Source organism: Streptomyces sp. NRRL S-495, from assembly GCF_000966955.1.
GTDB classification, from domain to species: domain Bacteria; phylum Actinomycetota; class Actinomycetes; order Streptomycetales; family Streptomycetaceae; genus Kitasatospora; species Kitasatospora purpeofusca.
Genome location: NZ_JZWY01000179.1, coordinates 1 through 16486 on the forward strand (window position 1 = coordinate 1; position 16486 = coordinate 16486).

The following is a 16486-nucleotide window of genomic DNA, read 5'->3' on the forward strand; positions in this document are numbered from 1 at the left end:
GTCGCGGGTGACGGCACCACCACCGCCACCGTGCTGGCCCAGGCGCTCGTTCGCGAGGGTCTGCGCAACGTCGCCGCCGGCGCCAACCCGATGGCCCTGAAGCGCGGCATCGAGAAGGCCGTCGCCGCCGTCTCCGACCAGCTCCTGGCCCAGGCCAAGGACGTGGAGACCAAGGAGCAGATCGCCTCCACCGCCTCCATCTCGGCCGCCGACACCCAGATCGGCGAGCTCATCGCCGAGGCCATGGACAAGGTCGGCAAGGAAGGCGTCATCACCGTCGAGGAGAGCAACACCTTCGGTCTCGAGCTCGAGCTCACCGAGGGCATGCGCTTCGACAAGGGCTACATCTCGGCCTACTTCGCCACCGACCTGGAGCGTATGGAGACCTCGTTCGAGGACCCCTACATCCTGATCGCCAACTCCAAGATCGGCTCGGTCAAGGACCTGCTGCCGCTGCTGGAGAAGGTCATGCAGAGCGGCAAGCCGCTCGTCATCATCGCCGAGGACGTCGAGGGCGAGGCCCTGTCGACCCTGGTCGTGAACAAGATCCGCGGCACCTTCAAGTCCGTCGCCGTCAAGGCCCCGGGCTTCGGCGACCGCCGCAAGGCCATGCTCCAGGACATCGCCATCCTCACCGGTGGCACCGTGATCTCCGAGGAGGTCGGCCTGAAGCTGGAGAACGCCGGCGTCGACCTGCTGGGCAGCGCCCGCAAGGTGGTCATCACCAAGGACGAGACCACCATCGTCGACGGTGGCGGTGACAGCGAGCAGGTCGCCGGCCGGGTGAACCAGATCCGCGCCGAGATCGAGAACAGCGACTCGGACTACGACCGCGAGAAGCTCCAGGAGCGCCTCGCCAAGCTGGCCGGCGGCGTGGCCGTCATCAAGGCCGGCGCGGCCACCGAGGTGGAGCTCAAGGAGCGCAAGCACCGCATCGAGGACGCCGTCCGCAACGCGAAGGCCGCCGTCGAGGAGGGCATCGTCGCCGGTGGTGGCGTCGCGCTGCTGCAGGCCTCGGTCGCCTTCGACAAGCTGGAGCTGGAGGGCGACGAGGCCACCGGTGCCAACATCGTCAAGGTCGCGCTGGAGGCCCCGATCAAGCAGATCGCGACCAACGCCGGCCTCGAGGGTGGCGTCGTGGTGGAGAAGGTGCGCAACCTCCCCGCCGGTCACGGTCTGAACGCCGCCACCAACGAGTACGTCGACCTGGTCGCCGCGGGCATCATCGACCCGGCCAAGGTCACCCGCTCCGCGCTGCAGAACGCCGCCTCCATCGCGGCGCTGTTCCTCACCACCGAGGCCGTCATCGCCGACAAGCCGGAGAAGGCCTCCGCGGCCGCCGGCGGCGGCATGCCGGGCGGTGACATGGACTTCTGATCCTGATCGTTTCGATCGGATCGGCAGGTCTTTCGTCCGCGAGGGCGGTTCCCCGACGGGGAGCCGCCCTCGCGGCGTTCTTCCGGGCCGCTGCCCGGGGCGTTTTTCGGGGGCCGCTGCCCGGGGCCGGTCCCCCGGGGCGGGGGGCTGGTGGATTCCCGGGTTTCCGGGCGTTCTTGGGAGACTGGACGGATGGCTACGACAGACGACATCGAGACGGCGCTGCACACCGCGCGGGCGCTGATCCTGGCCGACCTGACCGCGCGGGACGCCGCCGACCCCGCCGTGGTGTCCCTGGTGGAGCAGGCCGTGACGCACCGGCGCTGGTGGCTGGAGCAGTGGCCGGGCGGCGTCGAGTACGTGCTCGGCCTGGTCGCCCAGGACGTCCAGGACGCCCTGCTGGAGAGCCACGGCCGCTGGCCGCTGTGCGCGGACTGCGCGGCCGACGGCGACCCGCACGCGCTGGGCGTGGAACCGGAGCTGGGGCCGGAGCCGCACTGGGTCTGCGGCAAGCGCGGCGCCGTCGTGGCGGCTGTGGGCGGACTGTAGCCGCCGGCCCTCCCTCCCTCGTACCGCCGTCGCACCTCCGGGTGCGGCGGCGATTTTTTTGCGCCGATGGACCCGCTGGACTGTATATGCAGTCCACCGACATATATAGTCCGTCCGAGTCCTTCTTTTCGGCAATGAGTGGGGAGAACCATGTCCCAGCCCGATCCGGCCCGTCCGGTCCTCGAACTGCGCGCTGTCACCCGGACGCACGGGCACGGCGAGGCCGAGGTGCATGCCCTGCGCGGCGTCGACCTGGCCGTGCGCCCAGGCGAGTTCGTCGCCGTCATGGGGCCCTCCGGCTCCGGCAAGTCCACCCTGCTCACCCTGGCCGGCGGCCTCGACCGGCCCAGCGGCGGACAGGTGCTGGTCGAGGGCGTCGAACTGAGCGGGCTGAACCGGACCCGGCTGGCCGCAGTGCGCCGCCGCTCGGTCGGCTACGTCTTCCAGGACTACAACCTCGTCCCGGCGCTGACCGCGGCCGAGAACGTCGCCCTGCCCCGCGAACTCGACGGGGTGTCCGGCCGGACCGCCCGCCGGGAGGCCCTGGCCGCCCTGCGCGAGATGGGCATCCCCGAGCTGGCCGAGCGCTTCCCCGAGCAGCTCTCCGGCGGCCAGCAGCAGCGCGTCGCGATCGCCCGGGCCCTGGTCGGCGACCGCCGGCTGGTCCTGGCCGACGAGCCCACCGGCGCGCTCGACTCCGCCACCGGCGAGTCCGTGCTGGCCGTGCTGCGGGCCCGCTGCGACGCCGGCGCCGCGGCCATGATGGTCACCCACGACCCCCGCCACGCCGTCTGGGCCGACCGCGTGGTCGTCCTGAACGACGGCGCCGTCGTCGACGGCGGGGTCGGGCAGGCCGCGCACCCGCTGCTCACCGGTGGGAACGGGGGCCGGCGATGAAGCTCTCCGCCCTGCGCGTCGCGCTGCGCATCGCCCGCCGCGACGCCCTCAAGGCCAAGGGCCGCAGCGCCCTGGTGATCGCCATGGTCGCGCTGCCGGTGCTCGGTGTCACCGGCGCCGACATCGTCCACCAGAGCGGTTCGCTCACCCCCGCCGAGCGGGTCGAGCGGCTGATGGGCGGGGCGGACGCGCTGGTCTCCGCCCATCACCCGGGCCGCTCCGTCGAGCAGGCACCCTTCGCCGAGGACGGCGTCCTGGTGCTGCCGGAGGCCCGGAGCGACCCGGCCGCCGCCCCCGCGGCCGCCGCGGCCGCGAACTCGGCCGAGCTGCTGGGCGGGCTGCTGCCGTCCGCCTCGGTGCTGCTGCCGGTCACGCCCGGGCCCGAGGTCAGCGCCTCGACCCGGGAGGGCCTGTTCACCACCTCCACCGCCGAGGCCGATCTGACCGATCCGGTCTGGTCGGGACGCCTCGACCTGGTCGAGGGCCGGGCGCCCGCCGCGCGCAACGAGGCGGCCGTCACCCGGGCCTTCCTCGACGAGGCCGGGCTGCGGCTCGGTGACTCCACCACGGTCAAGGGACTGGAGCAGACCCCGTTCCTGCTGACCGGTGTGGTCGAGCACCCCGGTGAGCTGAAGAAGGTGGAGCTGGTCGCCCGTCCCGGCCAGGTGATCTCCCCGCTGGCCGCGGCGGCCGCCGCCGCGCCGGACGCCCCGGGCGGACCGATCGCCGGGGGCCGGGACGACGGCGTCCGCACCGAGCGCTGGCTGGTCCGGCTGCCCGCCGGCGCCGGGCTCGACTGGACCGCCGTCCAGAAGCTCAACCGGTACGGCTTCACCGTGACCTCCCGGGCGGTCGCCCTCGACCCGCCGCCGACCTCCGCCGTCCCCTACAACGCCAGCCGGTGGAGCGCCCCCGACAGCGAGGCCGACACGCGGAAGGTCGTCCTGGTCACCGTCGTCGGCATGGCGCTGCTGGAGGTCACCCTGCTGGCCGGCCCGGCCTTCGCGGTCGGCGCCCGGCGCTCCCGGCGGCAGCTGGCCCTCGTCGGCGCCGCCGGCGGCCACCGGGGCCACATCCGCGCCATCGTGCTCGGCGGCGGACTGGTGCTCGGACTGGCCGGAGCCGCCCTCGGGGTGGTGCTCGGCACCGGCCTGGTCGCCGCGCTGCGGCCCTGGCTGGAAGGGGCGGGCGGCAGCCGCTTCGGACACTTCGCGATCGCACCGCTCGACCTGCTGGCGATCGCCGCCGTGGGAGTGCTGACCGCGCTCGCCGCCGCCGTGCTGCCCGCCGTGCAGGCGGCCCGCCGGGACGTGGTGGCCGGCCTCACCGGCCGCGACACCGTCAACACGCCCAGCCGTCTGCTGCCGGTCGTCGGCCTGCTGCTGGTCGGCGCCGGTACGGCGCTGGCGCTGTACGGCGCCGGGACCTACCAGAGCGGTACCGCGCCGCTGATCGGCGGGCTCAACAAGCGGGCGCTCTCGGTGCTCGCCGGTGCGGCCACCGCCGAGGTCGGCATCCTGTTCTTCACCCCGATGCTGATCGCCCTCTTCGGCCGGCTCGCCGGCCGGCTGCCGCTCGGCCCCCGGCTGGCCCTGCGCGACTCGGCCCGCCACCGCGGCCGGACCGCGCCGGCCGTGGCCGCCGTGATGGCCGCCGTCGCCGGAGCCGTCGCCGTCGGCGTCTACAGCACCGGCACCGAGGCCCAGGAGCGGGCCTCCTACCGGCCGGCGGCCCCGCTGGGCGCCGTCGTGCTCGACGCCCCCACGGCTCCGGGCAGCCCGGAGACGGTCCGGCTGCGCCGCGCCGTCGAGCAGGCGCTGCCGAACCTGGGCACCCGCGCCGACGTCCAGGCCGTGACCTACGTGTTCTGCGACAACTGCTCCAGCACGGTGCAGGCCAAGGGCGCCGGTGTGCGCCTGGAGTACGGCAACGCCGGGAGCCGGGTGCTGTCCGGCGACACGACGGTCCTGCACAACCTGTTCGGCGTGCGCGACCGGGCGGCCGAGGAGGCCCTGGCCGCGGGCCGGGCGGTGGTCTTCGACCGCGCCTTCGTGAACGACGGCCGGGCGACGCTGACGATGCAGGGCGCCGCCGGCGGACCGGTCCTGCCCGGACAGGTGCCGGGGACGGAGCGGATCGAGGTCCCCGTCGAGGCGGTCCTGGTGGAGAACCCCGACGCGGCCCGGTACGGAGCGGTGCTGATGGGCCCGGAGGCGGTGCGCAAGGCCGGACTCACGCCCAGGCCCAACGGATCGGTGTGGCGTCCCGAGGTCGCGCCCGACCGCAAGGCGCAGCAGCGCGCCGAGGCGGCCGTGGCCCAGCTCGCCCCGCACGCCCAGCTGGCGGTGGAGCGCGGCTACCAGTCGAAGGGGGACATGAACACCCTCGCGCTCGGCGGGTTCGCCGTGGTGGTGGTGCTCGGCGCCGCGGCCGTGGCCACCGGGCTGGCCGCCGCCGACTCGCGCAACGACCGGGCCACGCTGGCCGCGGTGGGTGCGCCGCCGCGGATGAACCGGATCCAGGCCGGGCTGCAGTGCACGCTGATCGCGGGCATCGGCGCGGTGCTGGGAACGGTGAGCGGATTCGTGCCCGCGCTGGGGCTGCTGCGGTCGCACGCGTCCGGGCAGATCGGCGCGCCGGCCGTGCCGTTCGCCGCGCCCTGGGGGCTCCTGCTGCTGATCACGGTGGTGCTGCCGGTGGTGGCCGGGCTGGGGGCGGCCGCCTTCAGCCGGGGCCGGCTGCCGCTGGCGCGGCGGGCGGGCTGACGGCGGGCGTCCGGTCCGTACGGTCGTGCGGCGGGCCCGCACCGGTGGTCGGCCACCGGTGCGGGCCCGCGGGCGCTGTCAGCCGGATCCGGCCGGTGCCTCAGGGCCGGCGGTTCCGGTGAGTTCCGGTCCTTCCGTGTGCTCGGCGAGCTCGGCGCGCTCGGTGAGTTCCGTGTGCTCGGTCAGCTCGGTCAGCTCGGTCAGCTCGGTCAGCTCGGCGGCGAGGTTGGCCCGGGCGGGGCCGTCGAAGCGCCGGTGCGCGGTGGTCGTGCGGTAGAGCGCGGGCAGCGCGAGCAACTGGCGCAGCACCGCCGCCCGCCCGGCGCGGAAGTCCGGCTCGGGTACGAAGGCGTACTCCTCCCGGACGGCCGCCGCGTACGCCGCGTAGGCCTCCGGTCCGCCGCCGAGCACCGCGAGGTCGGCGTCGCACAGCACCTCGCCGTCGCGGTCGCCGGGCTCGGGGTGGTGGGTGACGGTGAGTCGGACCAGCCGGGCGACCTCCGCGACCCGGGCCGCCGGGAGCCCGCTCCCGTCGAGCGCCCGGACGGCCAGGGCGGCGCTGCGCTCCTCGTTCTCGGAGCGGTCCGGCCGGTAGACGGCGTCGTGGAACCAGGCGGCCAGCCGGACCGCGTCCGGGTCGTCGGCGTGCTCGGCGAGCGTGTCGACATGGCCCAGCACCGCGCGCAGGTGGTCGACGGTGTGGTACCGGCGCTGTGGCTCGGACCAGCGGCGCAGCAGCTCCCGTCCGGCCGGTTCGGGATCGGTGGCCGCGCCGCAGCGGCGCAGCAGGGCGGTCCAGGCGGCGAGGAGGTCCTCGGTGGCGGGGGCGTCGGCTTCCGGCATGGCGCCATTCTGCTGGGCCGGGCCGGACCACCCAAAGATTCCGCTGGACATGATATGTCGACGAAAGGTATATGTAGCTCCATGACTGAACGGGCGATGCAAGAGCCGACGCTGCTCCTGCTCACCGCGCTGGCCGATGCCCCGCGGCACGGCTACGCGCTGATCCAGGAGATCGCCGCGATCTCGGACGGCCGGGTGAAGATGCGCACCGGCACCCTGTACGGCGCGCTGGACCGGCTGCTGCAGCAGGGGCTGATCGAGGTCGCGGCCGAGGAGATCGTCGACGGCCGGGCCCGGCGCACCTACGCCCTCACCGAGGGCGGGCGTGGCGCGCTGACCACCGAGGCGGAGCGGCTGAGCGCCGTCGCCGAGGAGGCCCAGCGGCGGCTGGCAGCCATCCGCGAGCCGTCCGCCCGACCGACCGCCGCCCGCCCTGTGGCCGGCGGCGGAAAACTCGCGTTCTTCAAGGTCAGGGGGTCATTCGCATGACGATCCAGTTCTTCCCGGGGACGGCGGACCCGGTGGCGTTCCGGGCCGCGCTCCGGCTCTACCCGGCCCGCTACCGGCGGGAGCGCGGCGACGAGCTGTCCGCCGTCTTCGCCGACTCCACGGCCGAGGGCGGCAAGCTCGCCACCGCGCGCGAGGCGCTCGACCTCGGGGTGTACGGGCTGCGGATGCGCACCGGTCTGACCGCCTCCTCCACCGCCGGGCGGCTGCTCGCGCTGGCGGCGCCGCTGGTCGCCGGTGCGGTCGCGGGGCTGGGGCTGACCCGGGTCCTGCACGACGCGACCGGCCGGGCCCCGGACTGGATGTGGGAAATGCCGGACCGGGCGGCGCAGGTCCCCTTCCACGCCTGGTACTACGGCGCGCTGCTGGTGCCGCTGCTGCTGGTCGGCGCGGTGCTGACCGGCCGGTGGCGGCTCGCCCGGACGGCGGCCGTCGCCCTGGCGGCCGTGGGGGCGTTGGGGGTGGCGCTGGCGGTGCTGGTCCAGCCCGACTTCTGGCTGATGTTCAACAAGTCCTGCGAGGCGACCCCGCAGCTGTTCGCCGGACTGCTGTTCGCGCTCGCGCCCCAGGAACTGCTGCAGCGGCGGCCGACCTGGAGCGACCGGGCGATGGTGCTGGCCGCGGCTGCGGGCGGCGGGCTGGTCCTGGTGGCGGAGGACTTCTACAGCTCCTGGGTGCTGATGGACGGAAAGGCGGGCGCGGCGCTGGCGGTCGTTCCGCTGCTGACGCTGCTCTTCGTGGCGCGCGACCGGCTGGTCCCGGCCGCGATGGGCCTGGCGGTGCTGCCGCTGACCCTGATGTTCAGCCTGTTCCGGATCTGGCAGTCGATCGGCGGGGTCTGGCGGCTGCTGCCGGTGGTGGGCCTGGTCCTGGTGGCGACGATGGTGGCCGCTGGGCTGCTGCACCGCGATACCGGGGCGGGAGGTCGCCGGAGCCTCGCCTGAGCGGGGACGGCCGGGGCCTCGTCGCTCCGAACGGCCGGACGACCGGGTTGTGGGCCCGGAACGTCCGGCCGTTCCGCGTTTTCCGGGGCGTGCCGTTCGGCGCTGTCCGGGGCGTGCGCGTTGTCCGGCCAAGTGGCCGCACGGGGCTCGCCGGGGCCGGGGCGATGTGGCACTCTGTCTAATATGTCTAGACCAATTTTCGAAGTCATCGCGCTGACGCCCCAGGATGCCCAGGCCGCCGAGTCGGGCGGCGCCGACCGGCTCGAACTGGTCACCGACATGGCCGCCGACGGCCTCACCCCCGGGGTGGAGGACTTCGCCAAGATCCGGGCCGCCGTCGACCTCCCGCTGCGGGTGATGCTCCGGATCCGGGACGGCTTCGCCCCCGGCGACCTGGACGCGCTGCGCGACCGCGCCGCCGCGCTCCGGGCCGAGGGCGCCAACGAGTTCGTCCTCGGCTTCCTCGACGCCGACGGCGCGGTCGACCTGGCCGCGACCGAGGCCGTCGCCGAGGCGATCGCCGGCTGCCGCTGGACCTTCCACCGGGCGATCGACCACAGCGCCGACCGGGCCGCCGTCCGGGCCGCCGTCGGCGCGCTGCCCGGGCTGGACACCTTCCTCACCTCCGGCGCGGCCGGCGGCGTGGACGCGGGGCTCGACGTCCTGCTCGCCGAGCTGGCCCGGGCCGGGGAGCCCGGCTACACCCAGCGGATCCTCATCGGCGGCGGTCTGCGGGCCGAGCACCTGCCGGGGCTGCGCGGGGCCGGCTTCGACGCCTTCCACGTCGGCGGCGCGGTGCGGGTCGACGGCTGGCAGTCGCCGGTGGACGTCGCCAAGGTCGCCGAGTGGCGGGCGCTGATCGACGGCTGAGCAGTGGCCCTACGACGGCGGGCAGCGACACCGGAACCGGTGCCGCTGCCCGCCGTCGCCCGCCGTCTCGCCCGTCGGGGTCAGCCCAGCTGCGCCGGCAGCGGCTCGGCGTGCAGCACCTCCAGGCCGGAGACCGCACGGGTCAGCGCCACGTACAGCCGCCGCAGCCCGGTCCGCTCGTCCGGCTCGCCCGCGACCACCGCGGCCGGCTCGTCCAGCACCACGTAGTCGTACTCCAGACCCTTCGCCAGCGAGGCCGGGACAAGCGTCAGCCGGGCCTCCGCGCTGGTCTCGGCGCCCGGGGCGAGGTGCGGCAGCCCGGCCGCCGTCAGCGCCTCGGCCAGCAGCGGCACCCGCGCGTCGGCGGCGATCAGACCGGTCGAGCCCTCCTGGCCGAGCGCCCGCCGGCAGGCCTCGACCACGGCGTCGGTCCGCTCCTCCGGTTCGACCCGGCGGACCGTCAGCGAGCCCGGGGCCGTACGGACCGAACCGGCCGGCGCCAGACCGGGGGCGATCGACGGCAGCAGCCGGGAGGCGTACGCGATGACCTCCTCCGGCACCCGGAAGCCCTTGGTCAGCTCCTCGATGTGTGCGGCCGGCTTGCCCAGGTGGTGCAGCGCCTCCGGCCAACTCGCCGTGGCCCAAGGGGTGGTGCCCTGGGCGAGGTCGCCGAGCACGGTCGCCGAGCCGGTGCTGCAGCGGCGGCCGACCGCGCGGTACTGCATCGGGGAGAGGTCCTGCGCCTCGTCCAGCACCACGTGCCCGAGCGAGGCGGTGCGCCGCACCAGGTCCATCGCCTCGTCGACCAGCACGGCGTCGGCGGCGGTCCAGTGGGCGGTCCGCACCGAGCGGCCCGCCTTGGGCCACAGCACCGCGGCCTGCTCCTCGGCGGTCAGCACGCCCTCCGCGCACCCGGCCAGGAACTCCGGGTCGGACAGCAGCCGCAGCACCAGCTTGGCCGGGTCGACCGCGGGCCAGCACTGCTTGACCGTCGCCTTCACGGCGGCGTTGCGCGCCACCGCGTCCTGCACCCGGTCGTCCGGAGCCTCGCCGGACTGCTCCATCTTCAGCAGCACGGCGTGCGCGATCCGCTGCGGCAGCGCCTCCGCGGCCGCGCCGTAGCGGGTCTCCCGGCCCTTCAACTCCTCGATGATCTCAGTCAGTTCGTGGACCGGAACGCGCCAGCGGCGGGAGCCGCGGACCACCACGCAGGGCTCGGTGGGCAGCGCGATGCCGGAGCGCACCGCCCGCCGCAGCACCTCGGCCATCCGGGCGTCGCCCTTCAGCCGGGCCGCCTCGGCGGAGTCCTCGCCGCGCACCTCGACATGCCCGACCAGCTGCTGCACGGTCGCCTGGGCGACGTCCAGCTCGCCGAGCGCGGGCAGCACCTGCTCGATGTAGGAGAGGAAGGCGTTGTTCGGACCGATCACCAGGGTGCCGGTGCGGGCCAGCCGCTCCCGGTGCGCGTACAGCAGGTACGCCACCCGGTGCAGGCCGACGGCGGTCTTCCCGGTGCCGGGCGCGCCCTGCACGCAGAGGGTGCCGGAGACGTCGGCGCGGACGATCTCGTCCTGCTCCGGCTGGATGGTGGCCACGATGTCGCGCATCGGGCCGACGCGCGGCTTCTCGATCTCGGCGGCCAGCAGGGCGGAGGCGGTGTCGCCCTCGGCCGGATCGCTGAGGTGCTCGTCCTCGTACGCGGTCAGCTCGCCGCCGGTGTAGCCGAAGCGGCGGCGGCGCTCGACGTCCAGCGGGGCGGTGCGGCTGGCCCGGTAGAACGGCTGCGAGACCGGCGCGCGCCAGTCGATCACCATCGGGTCGCCGTTGGCGTCGTGCACGTGCCGGCGCCCGATGTAGAAGCTGTCGCCGCCGGAGCCCTCGCTCAGGGCCTCGCCGATCGCGTGCAGGTAGTCGAGGCGGCCGAAGAACAGCGGAGTGTGGGAGAGGTCGGCCAGGGCGGCGATCCGGGCCTCGATCTGCTTCTGCAGCACGACGGCGGTGACCCAGGTGCCGGTCACGTCGCGGATGTCCAGGGACTGGACGTCCTCGCGCATCGCGCGCAGGGCGGACCTGGACGCGGCCAGGTGGTCCCGCTCGCGCTGCAGGGGGTCGGTGGTGGGGGTGGCGGGCACAGCGAACCTTCCCGGCTGCCCCCGGGGACCGGGCGCAGCGGATCGTAGGAGCTCACAGTGGATACAGCCGACCGGTTGCCGTGCGGTCGGCACCTCCCCCGGCTGCCCGCGCGACTACAGCGGGTACCACGGTTCGGGAGGGGGCAGACGGACTACCCTAGCCGCGTCGGCCTCGGGGATCCAGCCCTGACGGACTCGGGGCCTCCGTACTCCGCGAGGACGACCTCCGTCCCGCCGGGTACGGCCTTTGGGGTGATGGCGGCGGCCGTTCGGGTGCCTACCGTGGAATGCATGAGCACATCGCAGCACCGCACCCGCACCGCCCCGTCCGGCGCCACCGCCACCACCGGCCGCCGCCGCAACCCCCTCACCACCACCGTCCGCAACGTCGGCATCGCCCTGGACACCGCCGCGCGCGTGATCCTCCTCGGCCGCGACGGCGTCCGCTACTGAGCCCCCGGCCCCGACCGCTCCCTCCGCGTGCCGGGCCCCGCGCCGCCCGCTACAGCACGTCGTCCGCGTCGATGATGCGATAGGCGTAGCCCTGTTCGGCGAGGAAGCGCTGGCGGTGGGCCGCGAAGTCCTGGTCGACGGTGTCCCGGGCGACCACGGAGTAGAAGTGGGCGGAGTGGCCGTCCGCCTTGGGGCGCAGGACCCGGCCCAGGCGCTGGGCCTCCTCCTGCCGGGAGCCGAAGGTCCCGGAGACCTGGATGGCGACGGTCGCCTCCGGCAGGTCGATCGAGAAGTTGGCCACCTTGGAGACGACGAGGACGCCGATCTCCTTGTTGCGGAAGGCCTCGAACAGCTTCTCGCGCTGGGCGTTGCTGGTCTCGCCCTTGATCACCGGGGCGTCCAGGACCTCGCCGAGCTCGTCCAGCTGGTCGATGTACTGGCCGATGATCAGCGTCTGGTCCTTCTCGTGCTTCTTGACCAGCGCCTCCACCACCCGGCGCTTGGTCGCCGTGGTGGCGCAGAACCGGTAGCGCTCCTCCGGCTCGGCGGTGGCGTAGGCGAGCCGCTCGGAGTCGGTCAGGGTGACCCTGACCTCGCAGCAGTCGGCGGGCGCGATGTAGCCCTGGGCCTCGATCTCCTTCCACGGCGCGTCGAAGCGCTTCGGGCCGATGAGGCTGAACACGTCGCCCTCGCGGCCGTCCTCGCGCACCAGGGTGGCGGTCAGGCCGAGCCGGCGGCGGGCCTGGAGGTCGGCGGTGAACTTGAACACCGGGGCCGGCAGCAGGTGGACCTCGTCGTAGACGACCAGGCCCCAGTTGCGCGCGTCGAACAGCTCCAGGTGGGCGTAGACGCCCTTCCGCTTGGTGGTCATCACCTGGTAGGTCGCGATGGTGACCGGGCGGATCTCCTTCCTGGTGCCGCTGTACTCGCCGATCTCGTCCTCGGTCAGCGAGGTCCGCTTGACCAGCTCGTGCTTCCACTGGCGGGCCGAGACGGTGTTGGTGACCAGGATCAGCGTGGTCGACTTGGCGTGCGCCATGGCCGCCGCGCCGACCAGGGTCTTGCCGGCGCCGCAGGGCAGCACGACCACGCCCGAGCCGCCGTGCCAGAACCCCTCGACCGCCTGCGCCTGGTAGGGGCGCAGGCTCCAGCCGTCCTCGGCCAGCTCGATCGGGTGCGCCTCGCCGTCCACGTAGCCGGCGAAGTCCTCGGCGGGCCAGCCGAGCTTGAGCAGCACCTGCTTGATCTGGCCGCGCTCGGAGGGGTGCACGACCACGGTGTCCGGGTCGACCCGGTCGCCGACCAGCGGCACGATCTTCTTGGAGCGCAGCACCTCCTCCAGCACCGGGCGGTCGGTGGTGCTCAGCACCAGGCCGTGGGTGGGGTGCTTGGTCAGCCGCAGTCGCCCGTACCTGGCCATCGTGTCGGCCACGTCGACCAGCAGCGCGTGCGGCACCGGGTAGCGGGAGTACGTCACCAGGGCGTCGACGACCTGCTCGGCGTCATGGCCCGCGGCCCGCGCGTTCCACAGCCCGAGCGGCGTCACCCGGTACGTGTGCACGTGCTCCGGCGCCCGCTCCAGCTCGGCGAACGGCGCGATGGCCCGCCGGCATTCGGCGGCCTTGGGGTGGTCGATCTCCAGGAGAAGAGTTTTGTCGCTCTGGACGATGAGCGGTCCGTCGTTCACGCGGGGAAGCCCTCCACTGGCTGACAGGTCTGTCGGGTCCGCGGGTCCTGCGGCACGCCGACCCTCCAGTGTCGCGCATCCGGCCGGGTGGACGGGACCGCCCCCGGCGAGCGGCTACTTCCACTCGTAGTACGTGCCGGTGGACTTGCCGTCCGGGGCGACCTCGTACTCGAAGAGGCCGACGACGTGGTTGAGGCGGTCGAGCTGCGGTGAGGCGGTGGAGAAGAAGAGGGAGCCGCGCCAGCTGGTGCCGCCGCCCTCGGTGAAGCGGCCGAGTGCGATGCCGTGCCAGGTGACGCTCTGGCCGTCGGCCGTCATGTCGACGCCCTGGCCCTCGCCGCGCAGACCGCCGTCGGCGCGCACCTCGGACTCGTAGGTGCCGAAGCCGTTGACCGCGGTGCCGTAGTAGCTGCCCTTGGACTCGAACGAGACCTCGACCACCACGTGGCCGTCCCCGGCGTCGAGGACGCGGCGGCCGGTGTCCCGGTTCTCGGTCCGGCCGATGAGATCGCCGAGCATGATGACTCCTTTCGTCACCCCCGTGATTCCGGACTACGCCGGTGGAGGCGGGGCGTCAACCGGTGGCACGGGTCGTGCGGCCGGGGACGCGGGGGGTGACCGTGGCGGGAGTGGCTCGTTGATCCCTGCATGAACAAGTCGAAGCGTGTTCTCACCGCTCTCGCCCTGGCCGGTACGGCCTTCGCCGCCACCGCCTCCTCGGCCGGCTCCGCGCACGCGGTCGCCGGTGTCGGCGAGGGGCCCGGCGGGCTGCTGGCGGCGCCCGGGTTCCTGCTCGCGGACCTGGCCGGGGCCAACTCCGTGATGCCGGTCGGGCAGGGCGACCTCGCGGCCATGGCGGACAAGGCGATGAAGCAGAAGCAGGCCGAGCAGGAGGCCCAGCAGCAGGGCCACTGAGCCCGGAGGGTCACTCGTCGAGTTCGGCGACCCCGGTGATCCGGTGCAGCGCGAAGGTGCGCAGCTCGCCGTCGTGGTGGTCGAAGGCGGTCACATAGCCGCCCTCGACCTTCACCGGGTCGATGATCCGCTGGCTGGCGAGGCCCTCCGCGTTGAGGTAGCCGATCCACATCCGCTCGCCGAGCAGGACCGCCGTCTGCAGGGTCGCCAGGGTCTCGGCGGCGGCGGTGCGCGGCAGTCGGCGCCCGGACGCGGCGGCGGGCTCCCGGCGGACGGCGGTGGCGGCCCGGTCGCCGGCCCGGATCGCCTTCACAGCGGCGGCGAGCAGGGTGTCGTCCGGGGCCGGCGGGCCGTCCGGGACGGGCACCGGCGCCGCCCGGGGCGGGGTGCGGTGGCTGTCGGGGCGGGTGATCAGCACATCGCCCTCGGCGGACTCGGCGGCCGGCGCGTACCCCATCGAGCGCAGCGTGCCGAGCAGGACGTCCGGCGCGGCCTGGGCGGCCAGCACGGTCGGCGCGAGCAGCCGCAGCCGCAGGTCGGCGGAGCGGCGGTCGGCCAGGATCTCGTTCAGCAGGGACGGGTCGTCGCAGCGCAGGTAGGACGAGGCGGCGCCGACCCGCAGCAGGCCGTGCCGGCGGGCCACGTCGTCGATCAGGTAGCCGAGCGGCTGCGGGAGCGGCGTGCGCGAGTGCTGGTCCAGGAAGGCCCGCAGGTCGGCGGCGCTGCGCCCGGCGTCGAGGGCGCGCCGGACCGACTCCGGGGTGAAGCGGTAGACGGTCGCGCCGCCCTTGGACTCGATGTCGGCGCAGAGCGCGAGCGCCTGGGCGAGCGGGGTGAGCAGCGGGCCGGGTGCGATCGCGGTGAGGTCCGGCTGGAGGATCACGTGGTCCAGCGGCTGCGGCAGCAGCGGGGCGAGCACGGTGGCGGGGTCGGCCTCGGCGGTGAGCAGCGCGCGGGCGGGGGCGGCGAGGGCGCCGCGGCCGGTGATGCCGAGGAGTTCGGCCTCGGCCAGGGTCCAGTCGACCAGGTGTTCGCGCAGGTCACGGCCGTCGGGGTCGGTCTGCCCGCCGCGCAGCGGACGCTGCCAGCGCAGGGTGGGCACGAGATCGGCGGAGGTGGCCGCGGTGCCGGGCGGGAGTTCGGCGAGCAGGGCGAGGGCGGCGCGGCGGACGGACGGGGCGAGGGTGCGGTCCAGTTCGGGGCCGAGCGCGGCGCGCTGCTTGCCCTTGCCGTCGGCGGTGCCGGCCAGGGCCGGGACGCGGGTCGCGGCGAGCCAGGCGCGGGCGAGCACGGTCCAGCGTCCGGCGGTGTCCAGGCGCAGCCACTCGTCGTACCCGGGCGTCGGCGCCCAGTGCTCGTCGACCTCGCCGTCCGGGGCCAACAATCCTGAGGTGTAGGCGAGTTCGAGCCAGAACGCGGCGATCTGCTCGCTGCTCTCCAGGGCCTGGGCGGTGCGCTTGAGATCGCGCACCCCGAGGCCGCCGGCGCGCAGGGTGGGCGGCGGGGTGAGGCCCCAGAGCTCCAACAGCTCCTCGACGGTCCGGACGGCGGTGTGCGCCTGCCCGGCGGCGGCGCCGTCCACCGTCCCGGGATCGCGCGGCGCGGCGGTGGGCGCGGGCTCGGGCTGGAGCGGTTCGACGGTGCGGTGCGAGCGTCCGCCGCGCAGGTGCAGGGCGAGTTCGCGGGGCAGGACGACGCTGCCCGGGCTGGTGGGCAGCAGCAGGCCCCGGGCCAGCAGCCATTCGACCGGGCTCTGGGCGTCCTGCGCGGTGACCGGGCGGGTGGCGTCCGGGACGGTGCCGGTGGGCGGTCCCCAGACCAGTCGGTCGAGCAGTCGCAGCGCGGCCTCGGGGGCGGTGGCGAGCAGGGCCTCGCAGCGGGCCCGGTCGCCGAGCAGGGTGGTGAACGCGGCGACGGCGGTGACCGGGTCGGGCGTCGCGGGCTGCCCGGCGGAGGCCAGCAGTTGCTGGAGCCGGGCCGGGGACATACCGGTGCTCGCCTCGGCGAAGGTCGGGCCGAGGCCGGTGCGGCCGGGGTTGGCGGCGGTCGGGGCGAGCGCCTCGCGGGCGGCGATGACCAGGCGCAGACCGTTGTCGGGACCCCAGAGCAGGGCCCGGTCGCGCAGGGTGGCCAGGGCGCGGGGCAGCGCGGCGGCGACGGCGGCGCGGTCGGCGGCGCTCAGCGGGGTGGCCTCGGGGTGCGGCTTCACCTTGGCCGGTCCGGCCAGCAGGGTGCGCACGGCGGCCGGCGAGGAGGCGTCGGGGAGCGCGGCCAGGGCCTCGGCGGTCTGCAGGGTGAAGCGGTCCAGACGCTCCAGCGCGCGCAGGGCGGAGGCGCGGGAGGAGAGCCGGGCGGTGAGCTGGGTGAGGTCGCCGGGCACGGGGTTGAGCAGGTCGGGGCGGGACCGGAGCAGGGCGACGAGGTCGTCGTCGGGCCGGGCGCGCAGCTCCTCGGCGAGGGTGCGGGCGCCCGCGAGGGACTTGGCCTGGCGCTGTGGGCCCTGCTGTGTGGTCATTCGACCTAGGTTAGTCGGGCGGTGGCTGGGCG

At 74.7% G+C, this 16486-nt stretch carries 14 protein-coding genes; 9 read left to right on the top strand and 5 right to left on the bottom strand.

Annotated elements, in window-relative coordinates:
- The 4 genes from groL to VR45_RS11210 all read left to right on the top strand — a co-directional run.
- A partial coding sequence (groL, locus tag VR45_RS11195; RefSeq protein ID WP_045939555.1) for a chaperonin GroEL occupies positions 1 to 1377 on the top strand: 1377 nt, incomplete at its 5' end.
- 192 nt (positions 1378 to 1569) lie between these two features.
- Positions 1570 to 1926, top strand: a complete 357-nt coding sequence (locus tag VR45_RS11200; RefSeq protein WP_045939556.1) for a hypothetical protein — start codon at positions 1570 to 1572, stop codon at positions 1924 to 1926.
- A gap of 150 nt (positions 1927 to 2076) precedes the next feature.
- A complete protein-coding gene (locus tag VR45_RS11205; RefSeq protein WP_045939557.1) occupies positions 2077 to 2823 on the top strand; it encodes an ABC transporter ATP-binding protein in 747 nt (248 codons plus the stop codon).
- A complete protein-coding gene (locus tag VR45_RS11210) occupies positions 2820 to 5588 on the top strand; it encodes an ABC transporter permease (RefSeq protein ID WP_045939558.1) in 2769 nt (922 codons plus the stop codon). The genes VR45_RS11205 and VR45_RS11210 overlap by 4 nt, the downstream gene beginning before the upstream one ends.
- A gap of 78 nt (positions 5589 to 5666) precedes the next feature.
- Here the strand turns inward: VR45_RS11210 and VR45_RS11215 are convergent, their stop codons facing one another.
- Positions 5667 to 6431, bottom strand: a complete 765-nt coding sequence (locus VR45_RS11215; protein ID WP_234325939.1) for a hypothetical protein — start codon at positions 6429 to 6431, stop codon at positions 5667 to 5669.
- 81 nt (positions 6432 to 6512) lie between these two features.
- On the opposite strand from VR45_RS11215, the gene VR45_RS11220 reads away from it, so the two are divergent.
- The 3 genes from VR45_RS11220 to VR45_RS11230 all read left to right on the top strand — a co-directional run bounded on the left by VR45_RS11220 (position 6513) and on the right by VR45_RS11230 (position 8752).
- Complete coding sequence (locus VR45_RS11220) at positions 6513 to 6920, top strand: PadR family transcriptional regulator (protein WP_045939559.1); 408 nt, start codon at positions 6513 to 6515, stop codon at positions 6918 to 6920.
- The gene (locus VR45_RS11225) at positions 6917 to 7882 is read left to right on the top strand and encodes a hypothetical protein (protein WP_045939560.1); all 966 of its coding nucleotides are present in this window, start codon (positions 6917 to 6919) and stop codon (positions 7880 to 7882) included. Before VR45_RS11220 ends, VR45_RS11225 begins: the two co-directional genes overlap by 4 nt.
- Positions 7883 to 8065: 183 nt before the next feature.
- On the top strand, positions 8066 to 8752 hold the full coding sequence (locus VR45_RS11230; RefSeq protein WP_045939561.1) for a copper homeostasis protein CutC: 687 nt from the start codon (positions 8066 to 8068) through the stop codon (positions 8750 to 8752).
- Between the two features lie 80 nt (positions 8753 to 8832).
- On the opposite strand, the gene VR45_RS11235 is transcribed toward VR45_RS11230, so the two are convergent.
- Positions 8833 to 10884 carry an AAA family ATPase gene (locus VR45_RS11235; RefSeq protein ID WP_045939562.1) on the bottom strand — a complete coding sequence of 684 codons (2052 nt, stop codon included), beginning with the start codon at positions 10882 to 10884 and terminating at the stop codon, positions 8833 to 8835.
- Between the two features lie 291 nt (positions 10885 to 11175).
- On the opposite strand from VR45_RS11235, the gene VR45_RS46845 reads away from it, so the two are divergent.
- Complete coding sequence (locus VR45_RS46845) at positions 11176 to 11337, top strand: hypothetical protein (protein WP_159394185.1); 162 nt, start codon at positions 11176 to 11178, stop codon at positions 11335 to 11337.
- Between the two features lie 49 nt (positions 11338 to 11386).
- Here the strand turns inward: VR45_RS46845 and VR45_RS11240 are convergent, their stop codons facing one another.
- Together VR45_RS11240 and VR45_RS11245 are read right to left on the bottom strand one after the other, a co-directional pair.
- Positions 11387 to 13024 (bottom strand): DNA repair helicase XPB, encoded by a 1638-nt coding sequence (locus VR45_RS11240; RefSeq protein WP_045939563.1) that lies wholly within the window; start codon positions 13022 to 13024, stop codon positions 11387 to 11389.
- A gap of 114 nt (positions 13025 to 13138) precedes the next feature.
- Positions 13139 to 13543: a hypothetical protein gene (locus tag VR45_RS11245; protein ID WP_045939564.1), complete on the bottom strand. Its 405-nt coding sequence runs from the start codon at positions 13541 to 13543 to the stop codon at positions 13139 to 13141.
- Positions 13544 to 13672: 129 nt separating this feature from the next.
- Between VR45_RS11245 and VR45_RS11250 the strand changes: the two genes are divergently transcribed.
- Positions 13673 to 13939 (top strand): hypothetical protein, encoded by a 267-nt coding sequence (locus tag VR45_RS11250; RefSeq protein WP_045939565.1) that lies wholly within the window; start codon positions 13673 to 13675, stop codon positions 13937 to 13939.
- Positions 13940 to 13949: 10 nt separating this feature from the next.
- Here the strand turns inward: VR45_RS11250 and VR45_RS11255 are convergent, their stop codons facing one another.
- Positions 13950 to 16454 carry a helicase C-terminal domain-containing protein gene (locus tag VR45_RS11255; RefSeq protein WP_045939566.1) on the bottom strand — a complete coding sequence of 835 codons (2505 nt, stop codon included), beginning with the start codon at positions 16452 to 16454 and terminating at the stop codon, positions 13950 to 13952.
- Between the last annotated feature and the right edge of the window lie 32 nt (positions 16455 to 16486).

Bases quoted from the DNA above. Each gene is read 5' to 3' on its own strand.
- VR45_RS11200 (WP_045939556.1), top strand. From the start codon at position 1,570: ATGGCTACGACAGACGACATCGAGACGGCGCTGCACACCGCGCGGGCG.
- VR45_RS11205 (WP_045939557.1), top strand. From the start codon at position 2,077: ATGTCCCAGCCCGATCCGGCCCGTCCGGTCCTCGAACTGCGCGCTGTC.
- VR45_RS11210 (WP_045939558.1), top strand. From the start codon at position 2,820: ATGAAGCTCTCCGCCCTGCGCGTCGCGCTGCGCATCGCCCGCCGCGAC.
- VR45_RS11215 (WP_234325939.1), bottom strand. From the start codon at position 6,431: ATGCCGGAAGCCGACGCCCCCGCCACCGAGGACCTCCTCGCCGCCTGG.
- VR45_RS11220 (WP_045939559.1), top strand. From the start codon at position 6,513: ATGACTGAACGGGCGATGCAAGAGCCGACGCTGCTCCTGCTCACCGCG.
- VR45_RS11225 (WP_045939560.1), top strand. From the start codon at position 6,917: ATGACGATCCAGTTCTTCCCGGGGACGGCGGACCCGGTGGCGTTCCGG.
- VR45_RS11230 (WP_045939561.1), top strand. From the start codon at position 8,066: ATGTCTAGACCAATTTTCGAAGTCATCGCGCTGACGCCCCAGGATGCC.
- VR45_RS46845 (WP_159394185.1), top strand. From the start codon at position 11,176: ATGAGCACATCGCAGCACCGCACCCGCACCGCCCCGTCCGGCGCCACC.
- VR45_RS11245 (WP_045939564.1), bottom strand. From the start codon at position 13,543: ATGCTCGGCGATCTCATCGGCCGGACCGAGAACCGGGACACCGGCCGC.
- VR45_RS11250 (WP_045939565.1), top strand. From the start codon at position 13,673: ATGAACAAGTCGAAGCGTGTTCTCACCGCTCTCGCCCTGGCCGGTACG.
- VR45_RS11255 (WP_045939566.1), bottom strand. From the start codon at position 16,454: ATGACCACACAGCAGGGCCCACAGCGCCAGGCCAAGTCCCTCGCGGGC.